The sequence below is a fragment of the Leisingera sp. ABM4_103 genome, assembly GCF_056158685.1.
On the sequence record NZ_JBSWTU010000005.1, the window covers coordinates 1,538,356 to 1,553,758 of the forward strand.

The window sequence follows — 15,403 nt, forward strand, 5'->3', positions numbered from 1 at the left end:
AGGACTCGGATCTGAACGGAACAACCGAAAGAGAAATCATGGCCTACGAGACGATCAACGTCGATGTGCAGGACCACGTTTGCCTCATTAAACTGAACCGCCCGGAGGCGATGAACGCGCTCAATCAGGAACTGCTCGGCGAGCTATGCACCGCGCTGGAAGAGGCTGATGCCAGCGACAAGGTACGTTGCATCGTGCTGACCGGTTCGGAAAAGGCTTTTGCCGCCGGTGCCGACATCAAAGAGATGTCGGAGATGAGCTTTACCGAGGTGTTTTCCACCAACCTGTTTGCCGATGCCAATGACCGCATCTCCGCGATCCGCAAGCCGATCATAGCGGCGGTTGCGGGCTATGCGCTGGGCGGCGGCTGCGAGCTGGCGATGCTGTGCGATTTCATCATCGCGGCGGAAACGGCCAAGTTCGGCCAGCCGGAGATCAACCTGGGTGTCGTGGCTGGAATCGGCGGCACACAGCGTCTGACCCGTTTCGTGGGCAAATCCAAGTCGATGGACATGAATTTGACCGGCCGCTTCATGAATGCCGAGGAAGCCGAACGCGCCGGACTGGTGTCCCGCGTCGTGCCGGCCAAGAAGCTGATCGAGGAAGCGACCGCCGCGGCGCAAAAGATTGCGGAGAAATCGCTTCTGACGGCAATGGCGGTCAAGGAAACGGTGAACCGCTCTTACGAGCTGCCGCTGAGCGAGGGCCTGCTGTTCGAGCGCCGGGTGTTCCACTCGATGTTTGCGACCGAAGACCAGAAGGAAGGCATGGCGGCCTTCCTGGAAAAGCGTGAAGCGCAGTTCCGCGACAAATAAGCTTCAGAGAACCTTTTAGAGCGGCGGGCTGTATATCCCGCCGTTTTGCAATCCGGGCCGGCGCCCTTGCAATTCTGCACAGAGTTGGCTAAACGCCGCCCTCATACATGCGCGTGCAGCCCGCTCAGGCTAGAATCACACCGGTGAATGATCCCGGGGCTGGCTGGCATTGCGTCCGATAGAAACAGAACCCGAGATAAGGTCAGACACCATGGCAAATTCGCCCCAGGCCAAGAAGCGCGCACGTCAGAACGAGAAGCGCTTTGCCGTCAACAAAGCCCGTCGTTCGCGCATCCGCACCTTCCTGCGTAAAGTTGAAGAAGCCATCGCTTCCGGCGACAAAGAGGCTGCAACTGCAGCTCTGCGCGCAGCTCAGCCCGAACTGATGCGCGGCGTTACCAAAGGTGTGTACCACAAAAACACCGCTTCCCGGAAAATCTCCCGCCTGTCCGCACGCGTGAAGGCACTGGGCTGAGATTCGCTCCGGCAATAAGGCTCACGAGCTGTTGAAAAGTTGTCAGGGCGCTGCAAATTGCAGCGCCTTGTTTTTTGGGCAAAGCCTTGGCTGGTTGCTGCAGGTGCAGGAGATTCTTTGCGGCCAAAGGCAGAGTCAACATCATAGTTTCGTTGCTGCTGACCCCCTCAAATTGCTACCACTGTGTCAGCGATTCACTCGCTGGGGGGACAGGCTGCTTGCGGCAATCTTGACGGGCATCAAGGTTGTCAGGCTGCCCGGAACAGACGGGACATACGTGCCTGTCTCTGTCCGGGAGCTACTGCTGTATCGTTAAGGACAGCAGCCTTGTCTCAATTGTGTGCGATACTGTTCGTAACGGCAGATGGCCCGCTCTTTGCGGCGGTTTTTGCTGTTGCCATGCGAACGTTCAGCCTACGGGCGATGCGGCCAGTACTGGTCCGCACACGGAAACCCTGTGCGTGAACGGCCCCCGGGTGGTTGGGGGTGACGATGGAATTGGCCCGGTCTAGGGGCCGCTGCTTTTTGGGGACGCGTGAGGCGCAGCATGACAGAAGAAAAATGGGGACAGCTCAGGAACCGGCTGTTGAAGACAGTTGGCCAGAACAATTTCACCACCTGGATTGAGCCCCTTGAATTTGACACTGTGGACGGCGGAGTTGCTGTCTTCAAAGTGCCGACGAATTTCATGGGAAATTACGTTAGCCAGAACTTTGCAGACCTTATTCTGCACGAGCTGACCATGTCCGGCGAGCCGGTGCAGCGTCTGGCCTTCCGGGTGGCTGCGAACAGCCCGGCGCGTCCGGTTGAGCCGGCCGTTGCGGCCGAGTCCTTTGGCGGTGTGCAGGATGATCTGGCGGTTGCGACCGCTCCGGCCCCGGCAACGGCGGCAGGCAAAGACACGCTGGAGGCGCTGCAGGCGGCACCGCTGGATCCGCGCTTTACCTTTGACAGCTTCGTGGTCGGCAAGCCGAACGAACTGGCCCATGCCGCGGCGCGCCGCGTCGGCGAGGGTGGTCCGGTGACCTTCAACCCGCTGGTCCTGTATGGCGGTGTGGGCCTGGGTAAAACCCACCTGATGCACGCCATCGCGTGGGAGCTGAAGGAAAAGAATCCGCATCTGAACGTGCTGTATCTGTCGGCGGAACAGTTCATGTACCGCTTCGTGCAGGCCCTGCGCGAACGCAAGATGATGGACTTCAAGCACCTGTTCCGCTCTGTCGACGTGCTGATGGTGGATGACGTTCAGTTCATCGCCGGCAAGGACTTCCACCCAGGAGGAGTTCTTCCACACCTTCAACGCGCTGGTGGACCAGAACAAGCAGATCATCATCTCTGCCGACCGCGCCCCGGGTGAGATCAAGGATCTGGAAGACCGGGTGAAATCGCGCCTGCAGTGCGGCCTGGTGGTGGACCTGCACCCGACGGACTACGAACTGCGTCTGGGCATCCTGCAGACCAAGGTGCAGCAGCAGCGCGAGACCTATCCGGACCTGCGCATCGCCGACGGCGTGCTGGAGTTCCTGGCGCACCGGATCTCGACCAACGTGCGTGTGCTCGAAGGCGCCCTGACCCGTCTGTTTGCCTTTGCCTCGCTGGTGGGCCGCGAGATCGACATGGATCTGACTCAGGACTGCCTGGCCGACGTGTTGCGCGCCTCCGAGCGCAAGATCACCGTCGAGGAGATCCAGCGCAAAGTGTCCGAGTATTACAACATCCGGATGTCCGACATCATCGGCCCCAAGCGCCTGCGCTCCTATGCGCGTCCGCGCCAGGTGGCGATGTACCTGTGCAAGCAGCTGACCAGCCGCTCTCTGCCCGAGATCGGCCGCCGCTTTGGCGGACGCGACCACACCACCGTGATGCACGGTGTCAAGCGCATCGAGGAGCTGAAGCTGACCGACGGCCAGATCGCCGAGGACGTCGAAATGCTGCGCCGGTCGCTGGAAGCCTGAAGCGCACCCGCACCCCAAACGATTGACTTGCGGCTCCGGTTTCCGGAGCCGTTTTTTCTTGCGGGGCAGGGGGGCGGGCTGCAGCCCATAACGCGGCTGAATACCCGGTATCACGGAAAACAAAGTTCCTTCCGATCCAAAATCAGCCATAAGTGCGCCCTGAACAGGAGCGCCGCATGACACCGCAACCCACTGAAAATATGGATACGCCCCGCGGGCTGGCCTTTGCCGTCACCGCCTATCTGCTGTGGGGGTTCCTGCCGCTATACATGAAAGCGCTGTCGCATATTCCCGCCGCTGAAGTTGTGGTCCATCGGGTGATCTGGTCGGTGCCGGTGGCCGGCGCGCTGCTGATCATCCTGCGCCGGACCAAGGAGTTGCAGGCCGCACTCAAGAACCCCCGGATGCTGGGCATGGCCTGCCTCACCGCAGCGCTGATTTCGGTGAACTGGGGCATCTATGTCTGGTCGATTGCGGCCGGGCGGGCGCTGGACGCGGCGCTTGGCTATTACATCAACCCGCTGTTCAGCATTGCACTAGGCGCCATCCTGCTGCGCGAGCCGCTGAGCAAGGCGCAGTTGGCGGCTGTTGCGCTTGCCGCCGCTGCGGTGTTGGTGCTGACGCTGGAAGCGGGCCGGGTGCCTTGGGTCGCTGTGGGCCTGACACTGACTTGGGGGTTCTACGCGTTCTTCAAGAAATCGCTGCCGATTGGCCCCAACCAGGGGTTCCTGTTGGAGGTGCTGATCCTGCTGGCGCCTGCGCTGGGCTATTTCGGGTATCTGACAGCCACCGGAAGCAGCAGCTTTGGCGGCTCGCTCAGCGATACCTCGCTGCTGCTGGGTTGCGGCGTAGTCACCGCGGTGCCGCTGATTGTCTATGCAAATGGTGCCAAGCTGGTGCGGCTGTCGACCATGGGAATTCTGCAATACATCGCCCCGACAATGATTATGCTGGCCGCAGTGCTGCTGTTCGGGGAGGAATTCGGCCAACCCCGGATGATCGCGTTTCCGATGATCTGGGCAGCTTTGGTGATCTATACAGTCCCGATGGTGCGGCAGATGCGCAAGCGTCCCGGTTGATGGCGTTCAGTCGCCTGACTGAGCGTCCTCGACCACGCCCGCCACGGGCCCCATCATAAAGCCCGCGTCGCTGCGGCCCAGCTGCGGTGCGTGCAGGCGCGAGATATTGCCGTCAAAGTAGAGCGCATTGGGCAGCTTCAGGTAGTCGCGGAACAGGCTGCCGAACTGGTGAAAGGTCACCGCGTTGCGGGAGATGGCAAAGACAACCCGCGTACCATCAGCCGAGGTGCCCACCCCGTTTCGGATGTAATAGCTGTCGGAGTCTGGCAGGAAGCGCGGGTGCAACTCCCCATCGATTACCAGCATCGGACCCGACTGGGTGGCGTAGGTGCAGCTGGGCGCCGCAGCCTCAAAGGCCAGCGTTTCAATCACGTCCGCCCGGCCATCCCGGATGCAGAAGACCCCATTGGGCAGCAGGCCGAAGTTGCCCGGCCCGGCATTGGTCACCAGCCGCATCTCCTGTGCGCCGTCCTCGACATAGAGGCCGACGGGAGAGCGGTCGGTATGGTACATGCCGGCATTGGTGGCAAAGGCCAAAGCTTTGCCGTCCTCCGCCAGCGCCGCCTCCAGGGTGGAGAAATGCCCGTAGACCTGGCCGTCGCCATCCTTCAGAAACAGCCGCAGCTGTTCGCGGGCGGCGTCCACCTCGCAGACCGAATAGCGGCTGCCCTCATAGGCCACATCGCTGCAGTCGACCGCACCCTCCGCAGGGGCGGTCCATAGTGCAGCCAGCAGCAAGGCGGCCCTGCGGATCACTCTTCGACGTCGCGGCGCACCGCGTCCTGGGACAGCATCCGGCGGGTGTCGTCCATCTGATCGAAAGTCTCGTCCAGCCGGAAGCGCAGATCGGGGGTGAACTTCAGCCCCAGCTTCTTGCCGACCATGCGTCGCAGCTCGCTCTTGTTGCGGGCCAGAAGCTTCAGGACATCCTCCTGCCCCTTGCCGCCCAAGGGCAGCACAAAGGCGGTTGCGATTTTCAGATCGGGGGAGGTGCGCACCTCGCCCACGGTGATCGACATGCGGTTCAGGTCCGGGTCGTGCACGTCGCCGCGCGCCAGCACCTCAGAGAGGGTGCGGCGGATCAGTTCGCCGACGCGAAGCTGACGCTGGGACGGGCCGGGGCCATCGTGGAATTTGTTCTTTGCCATGATTCCGATCTATGCCGGATCGCGGGCTTTGCCAAGCGCTGCCCGGCACTGTAGGACAAATCAAGCTTGAACAAGGGAATTGGCCAATGACTCACAAACCAGGGATCGTGATTACCGGCGCATCGGGCCGCATGGGGCAGATGCTGATCAAGACGGTTCTGGAAAGCGATAAGGCCACGCTGGCTGGCGCGGTGGAGCGTGAGGGGCATGAATGGGTCGGCCGTGACGTGGGTGAGATGATGGGCGGCCAGCCGGTTGGCGTTACCGTGACGGCAGACGCGCTGGAGGCGTTTTCCAAGGCGCAGGCGGTGATCGACTTCACCGCGCCGGAGGCGACACTGGCCTTTTCCAAGCTAGCAGCCCAGGCCCGGGCTGTGCATGTGATCGGCACCACCGGCATGACGGATGAGCAGATCGCCCAGCTGGAACCGGCTTCCCGCCACGCCGTGATCATCCGCGCAGGCAACATGAGCCTGGGTGTGAACCTGCTGGTGCAGCTGACCAAGAAAGTGGCCGCCGCGCTGGATGAGGATTTCGATATCGAGGTGATCGAGGCCCATCACCATCACAAGGTGGACGCGCCCTCCGGCACCGCGCTGATGCTGGGCGAAGCTGCCGCCGAAGGCCGCGGTGTCAAGCTGGCTGATGTGCGCGATTCCGGCCGCGACGGGATCACCGGCGCCCGCAAGCGCGGCGACATCGGCTTCACCGCCATCCGCGGCGGCGACATTGTGGGGGAGCATGATGTGCTGTTTGCAGCGGCGGGAGAGCGGATTGTGCTGCGCCACCTGGCCACCGACCGCGCCATCTTCGCCCGCGGCGCGCTGAAGGCCGCGCTGTGGGGCCAGGACAAGGGGCCGGGCGAGTACGACATGGTGGATGTGCTGGGTCTGTGACGTCAAAGAGGCGGCCCTGACGGGCCGCTGCCTCAGGCCGGAGTTGTTGGAGAAAGGTGAAAGAACGGCGGTTCATTCATCTTTCCAGAAATACTCCGGGGGTGCGGGGGCTGGCCCCCGCGCAGGGATCAAAAATCGATGGCGATGCCTTTTTTCTCCCAGTCGCCATAGCGTGCCGGGTCGGGGCCATCGCGGCCGCCCAGCTCCTTGGGACGGGCCTCCTGCGCTTCTGCGGCTTTGCGGCGCTCCTCAGCCTCGGCCAGCGCGCGCAGGGCGGCGGCGGGCAGGTCTTTCTTCTCGGGTGCAGTCTCTTCGCTCATCGCGGGTTCCTTTATGCTCCGCCCATGATATACGCCCCTGTCCCGCGCAAACAAGCCGCGCCCCCATGGAGTTGCCAGATGTCCGATGCCAATCACGCCCGCCGCACCGCGGTTTACCTGCTGGATCAGGTGCTGGGAGAGGGGCGGCTGCTGGCGGAATGCTATGCTGCCGGGGCGCTGGAGAAACTGGCACCGGAAGACCGCGCCCGTGCACAAAGGCTGGCAGCGGAAACACTGCGCGGATTGGAGCGCGCGGACCGTATCCTGAAAAAGCACCTCAAGAAGATGCCGCCGCTGATGGTGATGAACGTGCTGCGTCTGGGCACGGTGGAGCTGTGCTCGGGCGGCGCGGCGCATGGGGTGGTGAATGCGATGGTGGCCATCGTCTCCAAACACCGCCGTCACGGCCAGCTCAAGGGGCTGGTCAATGCGGTGTTGCGCAAGGTGGCTGATGAAGGCCCCGAGGAATGGGCCAAGCTGCGCACACCGCGGCTGCCGAACTGGCTGCGCAAGCCGCTGGTGCAGGCCTGGGGCGCCGAGGCGATGCTGGGCATGGAGGCCGCGCACAATACAGGCGCGCCGCTGGATATCACTGGCAAACCCGGCGTGGACTTGCAGGCGCTCGGCGGAGAGCAGCTGCCCACCGGCTCAGTGCGGATCGCCAATGCCGGGCAGGTTTCGTCGCTGCCTGGATTTGATGCAGGCGACTGGTGGGTGCAGGATGTCGCCGCTGCGCTGCCCGCCCGGATTCTGAACGCCCAGCCCGGCGAGCGGGTGCTGGAGCTCTGCGCGGCCCCGGGCGGCAAAACCATGCAGATGGCCGCTGCCGGTGCCAAAGTGACGGCTGTAGATATCTCGGAAAGCCGCGTGGCGCGGCTGAGGGAGAACCTGGAGCGTACCGGGCTGGAGGCCGACTTGGTGGTGGGGGATGCGCTGGAACAGACCGGCCAGTATGACGCGGTGCTGCTGGACGCGCCCTGTTCCGCCACCGGCACCATCCGCCGCCATCCTGACCTGCCGCAGGCCAAGGACGGCAGCGAATTCGGCGCCCTGATTGAGCTGCAGGCGCAGATGCTGGCGCATGCCTGGTCGCTGGTCAAACCCGGGGGGCGGCTGATGTTTTGCACCTGCTCGCTGCTGCCGGACGAGGGCGAATGCCAGGTCGAGGAGGCGCTGGATATGTTCCCGGACATGGCGGCAGACCGCGATGCGCTGGCGCTGCCGGGTGTTGATCCGCAATGGATCACCGAGGAGGGCGGTTTGCGCCTGCGCCCCGACTACTGGGCAGAGCGCGGCGGCATGGATGGTTTCTACATGGCCCTTTTGCGCAAAACAGCGTGACCCCGGGATGTTCCGGGCATTCGCCGGTGACTCCTTGCATACCCCGCGCTATGCTCCAGCCAAAACGCCCCGGAATACTCCTCTGGCGTGAGGCAAAAAGAGCATGTCCACTTATGACAGAATGGCAGGCCGCGGCACCCGCCTGCTAAACCGGTATTACGCTTGGCGGGCCCGTAGGCAGCCTGCGGCGACCGGGTTTGTCTCGCAGCCCGAACCGCGCACCATCGGCAGTTTCGCCCGCGGGCGGCAGCTGGTGGCTGGCAATCTGCTGTTTGCCGGCTATCTGGTCGAATCGCCCGATACCGGCTTGTGGGAGGTCGCAGCACCGGACGCGGCCTTTGATGCCGAGCGGCACGGCTTTGCCTGGCTCGACGATTTGGCCGCGGTGGGGGATTTCAAGGCCCGGCTGAAGGCGCAGAAATGGGTCTGGGGGTGGATTGAGCAGCACGGGCGCGGCGGCGGGCTGGCCTGGCTGCCGGATCTGACCGGGCGGCGGGTGATCCGCTGGATCAACCACGCGCTGTTCCTGCTGAGCGGCAAGGACAAGTACGAGACCGAGGCCTTCTATGGCTCCCTGGCCAGGCAGACCTGGTATTTGTCCCAGCGCTGGCAGGGGGCGGCCCCCGGCCTGCCGCGGTTCGAAGCCCTATGCGGCCTGATTTATGCGGGCCTGTCCTTGCAAGGGCGGGAAGAACTGGCGGACCCGGCGGTCAAAGCCTTGGCCGCGGAATGCGAGGCCCAGATCGACGATCAGGGCGGCTTGCCGACCCGCAACCCGGAAGAGCTGCTGGAAGTATTCACGTTGCTGACCTGGGCCGCCGCGGCGCTGCATGAAGCGGGCCGCATGGTGCCGCCTGCCCATGTTGCTGCCATCGAGCGGATTGCGCCGACTCTGCGCACCCTGCGCCACAGCGATGGCGGCCTGGCGCGGTTCCACGGCGGCGGCCGCGGGCTGGAAGGGCGGCTGGATCATGCGCTTGCTGCCAGCCATGTGGCTGAACGCCATGCCGATGGGCTGGCAATGGGCTTTGCCCGGCTGTCGGCGCGGCGCACCTCGGTGATTGTCGATGCCTCCGCCCCGCCCAAGGGCAAGGCGTCGTATAATGGCCATGCCTCAACCCTGGCGTTTGAGCTGACTTCGGGACGGCGACCCCTGATCGTGAATTGCGGATCCGGCGAAACGTTTGGGGTGGAATGGCGCCGGGCCGGGCGGGCTACGCCCTCGCACACGACGCTGTGCATCGAAGGCCATTCCAGCGCCCGGCTGGCGCCGCCGCACAAGACCACTGGCCATGAGGAGCTGATAGAAGCCCCGGACGACGTGCCGCTGGAGGTCGCCGACCTGGCGGACGGCTTCCGCTTCCAAGGCGGCCACAATGGCTATGCCGCGCATTTCGGTTTGACCCATGCCCGCACGCTGGATCTGTCCTTTGACGGGCGCAGCCTCAGCGGCGAGGACATGCTGGTGGCCTTGGACGAAGCTGCCAAACGCCAGTTCGCGAAGGTTCGGGATGCCGGTCCGGACGGCGGCATCGGCTTTGATATCCGCCTGCACCTGCACCCTGAGGTGGACGCGGCCCTTGACTTGGGCGGCACGGCAGTATCCATGGCGCTCAAGAGCGGGGAAATCTGGGTGTTCCGTCACGACGGCGGCTGCCAGCTGCGGCTGGAGCCGAGTGTTTTCCTGGAGAAGACCCGCTTGAAGCCGCGTGCGGCAAAGCAGATCGTTTTATCCGGGCGGGCGATGGGATATGCCACCCGCGTCCGGTGGACGCTCAGCAAAGCGCAGGAGACTGCCATTGCCGTGCGAGACCTGAACCGGGACGAACCCGAGACGTTTGACTGAGCCTTTAAAAGGACCGCCCTGCCATGACCGACCTTCACCCCGTACGCCGTGCGCTGCTTTCCGTATCCGACAAGACCGGCCTGATCGAGCTAGGCAAGGCGCTGGATGCGCGCGGTGTCGAACTGCTGTCCACAGGCGGTTCCGCCAAGGCGCTGCGCGATGCCGGGCTGACTGTGAAAGACGTCTCTGATGTGACCGGGTTTCCGGAAATGATGGACGGCCGGGTGAAGACTCTGCACCCGATGGTGCATGGCGGTCTGCTGGCGCTGCGCGACAACGATACCCACGTGGCCGCGATGAACGAGCATGGCATTGGCGCCATCGACCTGCTGGTGGTGAACCTCTATCCGTTTGAGGCGGCGCTGGCGCGTGGCGCAGATTACGATGAGATGATCGAAAACATCGACATCGGCGGTCCGGCGATGATCCGGGCTGCCTCCAAGAACCATCTGTTCGTGAACGTGGTGACCGACGTCCAGGATTATGAGGCGCTGCTGGCGGAGCTCGACAACAACGACGGCCAGACGACCTATGCCTTCCGTCAGCGCCTGGCCCAAACCGCCTATGCCCGCACGGCGGCATATGATGCGGCTGTGTCGAACTGGATGGCGTCGGCGCTGGAAGAGAAGACCCCGCGCCGCCGTGCCTTTGCCGGCGAGCTGAAGCAAACCCTGCGCTATGGCGAGAACAGCCACCAGACGGCGGCCTTCTACACCGATGGCAGCAACCGGCCGGGTGTTGCCACCGCCGTGCAGCTGCAGGGCAAGGAACTGAGCTACAACAACATTAACGATACCGACGCGGCCTATGAGCTGGTGGCGGAATTCGACCCGGCCGACAGCCCTGCTGTTGCCATCATCAAACACGCCAACCCCTGCGGCGTGGCCAAGGGCGCAACCCTGGCAGAGGCCTATCAGAAGGCGTTCGACTGCGACCGCACCTCTGCCTTTGGCGGCATTGTGGCGCTGAACCAGCCGCTGGACGCGGAGACCGCAGCCAAGATCACCGAGATCTTCACCGAGGTGGTGATCGCCCCCGGCGCCTCCGACGAGGCGAAAGAAATCTTCGCCGCCAAGAAGAACCTGCGCCTGCTGCTGACCGATGGACTGCCGGACCCGCGCAAGCCCATCGTGGCCTACAAGCAGGTGGCCGGCGGTATGCTGGTGCAGGATAAGGACGTCGGCTACGTCGGCATGGAGGACCTGAAGGTGGTCACCGAGAAGGCGCCGTCTGACGCACAGATGCAGGACCTGCTGTTTGCCTGGAAAGTCGCCAAGCACGTGAAATCCAACGCCATAGTCTACGTGAAGGACAACGCCACAGTCGGCGTCGGTGCTGGTCAGATGAGCCGTCTGGACAGCGCCAATGTGGCCGCGGCCAAAGCAGGCCGCATGGCGGCGGAACTGGGCCTGGAGGAAAGCCTCGCCAAGGGCTGTGCGGTGGCATCGGATGCGTTCTTCCCCTTCCCGGATGGCCTGCTGGAAGCGGCCGCCGCGGGCGGTACTTGTGTGATCCAGCCGGGCGGCTCAATGCGCGATGGCGAGGTGATCAAGGCGGCCAACGAGAAAGGCCTGGCCATGGTCTTTACCGGCATGCGCCACTTCCGCCACTAATCGGGGCAGCAAGACATGGCAGCACGTTGGATGATCTGGGGCGCGGCCCTTTCGTTCCTGGCGGATCAGGCCAGCAAATACCTGGTGATCCACTGGATGGGGCTGGACCAGCGCCACCGGATCGACGTGCTGCCGCCATTCCTGAACTTTCGCTATGGCGAGAACACCGGAATCAACTTTGGCCTGTTCGGCGGCGGGGATGAGGCCGCGCGCTGGATCTTGATCGCTCTGTCAGTCGTGATTTGTGTCGTGCTGGCGGTGTGGGTCAGCCGCGGGCAAGCAAAATCCAGGGGCATGCAGCTGTCCGCCGGGCTGGTGATCGGCGGCGCGCTGGGCAATGTCGCGGACCGTCTGCTTTACGGTTATGTGCTGGATTTTCTCAACACCTCCTGTTGCGGCATCCAGAACCCCTTCGTGTTCAACGTCGCCGACATCTTCATTTTTGCCGGCGCTGCAGGGCTTATCTTCTTTGATGGGCGGCGCAAAAAGCCTGCGTAGACCTTGGCAGGTAAATGCGATAAAAGCGCCGGGAAACAGGCAGGAGTTTGGGGCAATGAAGATCCCGTTCGGAGTGATGGTTCTGGCTGGCGCGCTGGCAGTGTCCGGCTGCGCGCAGAAGGGGCTGCGCGTTCTTCAGAAGCCGGGGACCGGCCCGGACGAATTCCTTGTCCTGCCGACCAAGCCGCTGAGCACGCCGGATAACTTCAGCAGCCTGCCGGCACCGACGCCCGGCGGCAGCAACCTGACCGATGCCAATCCGCACGCGGATGCCGTGGCTGCCCTGGGCGGGAAACCCGGCGCTCTTGTTCCGGGCAGCGGCGTGCCGTCTGGCGATGCTGCGCTGGTTACTGCTTCCAGCCGCTATGGGGTTGAGGCGGGCGTGCGCGGGACGCTGGCGGAGGAAGACGCGAAGTTCCGTCACCGCAACCGTCACCTGGGCCGTATCAAGATCGTGCCGGTAGACCGCTATGAACAGCTGTACCGCAAGCAGAGCATTGATCCTTTTGCCGTCAGCGAACAGTTCCGCAGGGCAGGCGCGGCGACGCCGTCCTCGCCGCCTGAAGACGAGTCCTGATCCCTCACTTTTCTGCCAGCCGGTCTTGCATGCCGCCAGCAGCCGCGTAGGTTGACAGCAGCCATTCTGCTGGCAAGGGGCCGCGAATTGCGGCTGCAAAGAACAAAACAGCAGTAACTGCACCCTGGCTGCCAAAAGCAGGGACGCAAAGATTTGGAGGATGCCAGATGATCCAAAGGGTCACATTGGCCGCCGCTGCGCTGAGCGCTGCCTTGACCGGTCCCGTTCGGGCCGAGGATGAGGCGGTGACCGCGTTCACCTTGGACAACGGAATGGACGTTGTCGTGATCGAGGACCACCGGGCGCACGTGGTGCAGCAGATGGTCTGGTACCGGGCGGGGTCCGCCGATGAGCCGCCTGGCCAGTCAGGCGTGGCCCATTTCCTGGAACACCTGCTGTTCAAGGGCACCGACAAGCTTGCCCCCGGTGAGCTGTCCGCCACGGTGCGCGCCAATGGCGGTCAGGACAATGCCTTTACCAGCTATGACTACACCGCCTATTTCCAGCGCGTCGCCGCCGACAGGCTGGAGCTGATGATGCAGATGGAAAGCGACCGGATGACGAACCTCCGCCTCAGCGAGGAGGATATCGTCACCGAGCGCGAGGTGATCCTGGAAGAGCGCAACCAGCGCACTGACAACGATCCCGTAGCGCTGTTCCGCGAACAGTTGAGCGCGGTGCAGTACCTCAATCACCGCTACGGCCAGCCGGTCATTGGCTGGCGCCACGAGATGGAAAGCTTGGATATGGAGGATGCACTGTCCTTCTACCAAACCTATTACGCGCCTAATAACGCGATTTTAGTTGTCTCAGGCGATGTTCAGCCGGAGGAGGTGAAGGCGCTTGCCGAGACGTATTATGGCGTGATCCCTGCCAACCCGGATTTGCCGGAACGCTTCCGCAGCCAGGAACCTCCGCAGACCGCTGAGCGGCGCTTGACCTTCAAGGATCCGCGCGTCGCGCAGCCCTATGTGCAGCGCTCCTACCTGGCGCCGGAGCGCGACAGCGGCGCCCAGCAGAAAGCCGCGGCGCTGTACTTGCTGGCGGAGCTTTTGGGCGGCGGTAACACGTCCTACCTCGCCAATGCGCTGCAATTCGACCAGCAGGTCGCGGTTTACACCGGTGCCTTCTATTCCGGCAGCACATTGGACGACACGTCCTTTACCTTCCTGATCGTTCCGGCTGAGGGTGTCAGCATGGAAGACGCCGAAGCGGCACTGGATGCCACCATCGCCCGCTTCCTTGAGGGGGGCGTGGACGAAGCACAGCTGGAGCGGATCAAGCTGCAGCTGCGCGCCGCGGAGATCTATGACCGCGACAACGTGAACGGCATAGCCAACCGCTATGGCCAGGCGCTCAGCATTGGGCTGACGGTGCAGGATGTGCAGGACTGGCCGAAGATCCTGCAATCGGTCACGGCGGATGAGATCATCGCTGCCGCCAATGAAGTTCTGCGTCCGGAAGCCTCTGTCACAGGTTGGATGATGCGCGACGAAGAGGTAACCCAATGACCCCGCTGAAATGCATCGCTGCGGCACTGGTGGCCTGTTTCCTGGCGCTGCCTGCTTGGGCCGGAATCAAGATCGAGGAAGTCACCTCGCCCGGCGGCATCAAGGCCTGGCTGGTGGAGGATCACGCGATTCCTTTCTCTGCGCTGGAGCTGCGCTTTCGCGGCGGAACCTCGCTGGATGCGCCGGGCAAGCGCGGTGCGGTCTATCTGATGACCGGGCTGCTGGAGGAAGGCTCCGGCGATTTGCGCGCACAGGATTATGCGCGGGCGCTGGAATCGCTGGCTGCAGAGTTTTCCTACGATGCGGACAAGGATTCCGTCTCCATTTCCGCCCGCTTCCTGACCGAAAACCGGGAGGAAGCAATGGCGCTGCTGCGCCAGACCCTGTTCGAGCCGCGTTTTGACCAGGATGCACTGGACCGGGTGCGGGCGCAGGTGCTGGCGGGTTTGCGCTCTGATGCCAAGAACCCGAACAACATCGCCGGTGAGGCGTTCTCCAAGATGGCATTTGGCGATCACCCCTATGGCAGCGATGGCAAGGGCACGCTGGAAACCGTCGCCGCGCTCAGCCGGCAGGACATCTTTGACGCATACGAGGCGGTCTTTGCCCGTGACAGGCTCTATGTCAGTGCCGTAGGCGACATTACTGCCGAGGAGCTGGGAGCGCTGCTGGATGATCTGCTGGGCGAACTGCCCGCAGAGGGCGCGCCGATCCCCGGCCCGGCCGAAGTCACCATCGAAGGCGGCGTCACCGTGGTGGATTTCGATACACCGCAGTCGGTTGCCCTGTTTGGGCAGAAGGGCATCAAACGCGAGGATCCGAATTTCTTCACGGCCTACGTGATGAACCAGATTCTTGGCGGCGGCTCCTTTGAGTCTCGGCTGATGACCGAAGTGCGGGAGAAGCGCGGGCTGACTTATGGCATCTACTCCTACCTGGTGCCGCGCGATCTGGCGGCGGTCTACATGGGTTCCGTTGCCTCAGCCAACGGCAAGATGGCTGAAGCCGTTGAAGTGATCCGCAACGAGTGGCGCCGCATGGCCGAAGAGGGCGTAACGGAGAAGGAGCTGAGGGACGCCCAAACCTATCTGACCGGCGCCTACCCGCTGCGGTTTGACGGCAACAGCCGCATCGCCTCGATTCTGGCAGGGATGCAGATGGACAACCTGCCGATCAGCTATGTGGAAACCCGCAACGACCGGATCAACGCTGTTACTTTGGATGACGTGAACAGCTTTGCGGCGGAGTTCATGGACCCCGACGGGTTGCGTTTTGTTATCGCCGGGCGCCCTGAGGGTCTGGAAACGACCAACTGATATTTTACCGGGC

General features: G+C 63.3%; 14 protein-coding genes and 1 pseudogene. 12 read left to right on the forward strand and 3 right to left on the reverse strand.

The genetic code is table 11. From position 1 onward, the window contains the following. Nucleotides 1–38 precede the first annotated feature (38 nt). The 4 genes and pseudogenes from ACXAED_RS08995 to rarD all read left to right on the forward strand — a co-directional run bounded on the left by ACXAED_RS08995 (nucleotide 39) and on the right by rarD (nucleotide 4,324). Nucleotides 39–815: an enoyl-CoA hydratase gene (locus ACXAED_RS08995; protein WP_475048930.1), complete on the forward strand. Its 777-nt coding sequence runs from the start codon at nucleotides 39–41 to the stop codon at nucleotides 813–815. A gap of 211 nt (nucleotides 816–1,026) precedes the next feature. Beyond that, complete coding sequence (rpsT, locus tag ACXAED_RS09000) at nucleotides 1,027–1,290, forward strand: 30S ribosomal protein S20 (protein ID WP_008556347.1); 264 nt, start codon at nucleotides 1,027–1,029, stop codon at nucleotides 1,288–1,290. Nucleotides 1,291–1,837: 547 nt separating this feature from the next. Beyond that, nucleotides 1,838–3,245: pseudogene (gene dnaA / locus ACXAED_RS09005) on the forward strand (chromosomal replication initiator protein DnaA). A 176-nt stretch (nucleotides 3,246–3,421) separates the two neighbouring features. Beyond that, nucleotides 3,422–4,324 carry an EamA family transporter RarD gene (rarD, locus tag ACXAED_RS09010; RefSeq protein ID WP_475048933.1) on the forward strand — a complete coding sequence of 301 codons (903 nt, stop codon included), beginning with the start codon at nucleotides 3,422–3,424 and terminating at the stop codon, nucleotides 4,322–4,324. Between the two features lie 6 nt (nucleotides 4,325–4,330). On the opposite strand, the gene ACXAED_RS09015 is transcribed toward rarD, so the two are convergent. Both ACXAED_RS09015 and rbfA read right to left on the reverse strand, forming a co-directional pair. Next, nucleotides 4,331–5,059 (reverse strand): phosphodiester glycosidase family protein, encoded by a 729-nt coding sequence (locus ACXAED_RS09015; protein ID WP_475053072.1) that lies wholly within the window; start codon nucleotides 5,057–5,059, stop codon nucleotides 4,331–4,333. Between the two features lie 17 nt (nucleotides 5,060–5,076). Next, nucleotides 5,077–5,472 (reverse strand): 30S ribosome-binding factor RbfA, encoded by a 396-nt coding sequence (gene rbfA / locus ACXAED_RS09020; RefSeq protein ID WP_027245073.1) that lies wholly within the window; start codon nucleotides 5,470–5,472, stop codon nucleotides 5,077–5,079. Nucleotides 5,473–5,558: 86 nt separating this feature from the next. Between rbfA and dapB the strand changes: the two genes are divergently transcribed. Next, nucleotides 5,559–6,368 (forward strand): 4-hydroxy-tetrahydrodipicolinate reductase, encoded by an 810-nt coding sequence (gene dapB / locus ACXAED_RS09025; protein ID WP_475048937.1) that lies wholly within the window; start codon nucleotides 5,559–5,561, stop codon nucleotides 6,366–6,368. A gap of 128 nt (nucleotides 6,369–6,496) precedes the next feature. Here the strand turns inward: dapB and ACXAED_RS09030 are convergent, their stop codons facing one another. Then, nucleotides 6,497–6,688 (reverse strand): DUF1674 domain-containing protein, encoded by a 192-nt coding sequence (locus ACXAED_RS09030; protein WP_475048940.1) that lies wholly within the window; start codon nucleotides 6,686–6,688, stop codon nucleotides 6,497–6,499. 78 nt (nucleotides 6,689–6,766) lie between these two features. On the opposite strand from ACXAED_RS09030, the gene ACXAED_RS09035 reads away from it, so the two are divergent. The 7 genes from ACXAED_RS09035 (at nucleotide 6,767) to ACXAED_RS09065 (ending at nucleotide 15,390) form a co-directional block, all read left to right on the forward strand. After that, a complete protein-coding gene (locus ACXAED_RS09035; RefSeq protein ID WP_475048942.1) occupies nucleotides 6,767–8,029 on the forward strand; it encodes an RsmB/NOP family class I SAM-dependent RNA methyltransferase in 1,263 nt (420 codons plus the stop codon). A gap of 103 nt (nucleotides 8,030–8,132) precedes the next feature. Beyond that, on the forward strand, nucleotides 8,133–9,875 hold the full coding sequence (locus ACXAED_RS09040) for a heparinase II/III family protein (protein ID WP_475048945.1): 1,743 nt from the start codon (nucleotides 8,133–8,135) through the stop codon (nucleotides 9,873–9,875). 23 nt (nucleotides 9,876–9,898) lie between these two features. Then, the gene (gene purH, locus ACXAED_RS09045) at nucleotides 9,899–11,488 is read left to right on the forward strand and encodes a bifunctional phosphoribosylaminoimidazolecarboxamide formyltransferase/IMP cyclohydrolase (protein ID WP_475048947.1); all 1,590 of its coding nucleotides are present in this window, start codon (nucleotides 9,899–9,901) and stop codon (nucleotides 11,486–11,488) included. Between the two features lie 15 nt (nucleotides 11,489–11,503). Continuing rightward, on the forward strand, nucleotides 11,504–11,986 hold the full coding sequence (lspA, locus tag ACXAED_RS09050; RefSeq protein WP_475048949.1) for a signal peptidase II: 483 nt from the start codon (nucleotides 11,504–11,506) through the stop codon (nucleotides 11,984–11,986). A gap of 55 nt (nucleotides 11,987–12,041) precedes the next feature. Continuing rightward, nucleotides 12,042–12,563 (forward strand): DUF3035 domain-containing protein, encoded by a 522-nt coding sequence (locus ACXAED_RS09055; RefSeq protein ID WP_475048952.1) that lies wholly within the window; start codon nucleotides 12,042–12,044, stop codon nucleotides 12,561–12,563. Nucleotides 12,564–12,730: 167 nt separating this feature from the next. Beyond that, on the forward strand, nucleotides 12,731–14,074 hold the full coding sequence (locus ACXAED_RS09060; protein ID WP_475048955.1) for a M16 family metallopeptidase: 1,344 nt from the start codon (nucleotides 12,731–12,733) through the stop codon (nucleotides 14,072–14,074). Beyond that, entirely contained in the window at nucleotides 14,071–15,390 is a 1,320-nt protein-coding gene (locus tag ACXAED_RS09065) for a M16 family metallopeptidase (RefSeq protein WP_475048958.1), read from the forward strand. The genes ACXAED_RS09060 and ACXAED_RS09065 overlap by 4 nt, the downstream gene beginning before the upstream one ends. Nucleotides 15,391–15,403 lie beyond the last annotated feature (13 nt).